1 protein-coding gene is annotated in these 1,097 nt (G+C 73.4%); it reads right to left on the minus strand.

Annotation, left to right across the window (positions count from 1 at the left end; genetic code table 11):
* A partial coding sequence (locus ABT015_RS37925; RefSeq protein WP_502897513.1) for a DUF8189 domain-containing protein occupies positions 1 to 883 on the minus strand: 883 nt, incomplete at its 3' end.
* Between the last annotated feature and the right edge of the window lie 214 nt (positions 884 to 1,097).

Consider the following 1,097-nt stretch of genomic DNA (forward strand, 5'->3'; position numbering starts at 1 on the left):
CGAAGACTTCGAGCCGGCCGTCGGTGGCCTTGCCGAGTTCGATCTCGCTGTCGGCGGGGCCTCCGCCGGTGGCCTCCCAGCCGGACCAGCCGCTGCTGGGTGCCGTCTGGTACTTGTGGAAGACACCGACCGGACCCGAGGCGAAGACTTCCAGGCGGCCGTCCTGGTTGGCGCCGACCGCGATGTCGTGCCCACCGGTGCCGAAGTCCTCCCAGCCGGACCAGGCACCGGAGGGCTGGAGCTGGTAGCGGTGCTGGAAGGTGGAGCCGTTGATCGCGAACACCTCCAGCCGGCCGTCCGCGTTGGGGCCGATGGCGAGCTCGGCACCGGCGGGGCCGCCGAGGTCCTCCCACTCCGACCACCCGCCGTTGATCGCCGTCTGCCAGGCGTGCGAGATGCCGTTCCGGCCGGCGGCGAACACCTCCAGACGCCCGTCCGCGGACCGGGCCGACACCACCCGGCCGGACTCCGCCGGGTACTCCAGCGGCGCGGGACCGGGCTCGTGGTGACCGAGCCGGTCCACGGCGGCCCGCGCCTCGTCCATGTGCCGCAGGTGCGCGCCCGCGCTGTACGTCGACCACTGGTGCCAGTCGAGACCGCCGTTGGAGATCTTGAAGGCCGCGTCGGCGTTGCACTGGGCGTCGTAGGCGCACGCGTCGGAGACCTCGCTGTGCCAGTGGTCGTTGATCTCCCACAGGCCGCGGTCGGTGGAGGTGTTCGGGGTGTTGCCCTGGGTGTTGGACGCCAGCGGGTTGCAGCTGGACTCCGCGAGGCCGACGGCGATCGCGGTCACCAGGGCCTCGCCCCGGAAGCCCGCCCGGTAGCCGACCTCGGCGCACAGGTCGCTGCCGGTGGCGGCCGGCGCGGGGGAGGCGCCGACCATCAGGCCCGCCGCCACACCCAGGGCGGCGGCGGAGGACAGCAGGACTCGGTGGGGCGCCCGGCGGGCGCGTTGCGGGCCGGTCACGGGGTGGCTCCTCGACTGGCGGCGGGTCCGTGGGTGGTGTTCAGCCAGGCCCAGTCGGACCAGGTGGAGAAGCCGGTCTGCCACTTGTGGTGGACGCCGTCGGTGTTGGAGCCGAAGACCTCGATCCGGC

The organism is Kitasatospora sp. NPDC094016, from assembly GCF_040304045.1.
Lineage (GTDB): Bacteria > Actinomycetota > Actinomycetes > Streptomycetales > Streptomycetaceae > Kitasatospora.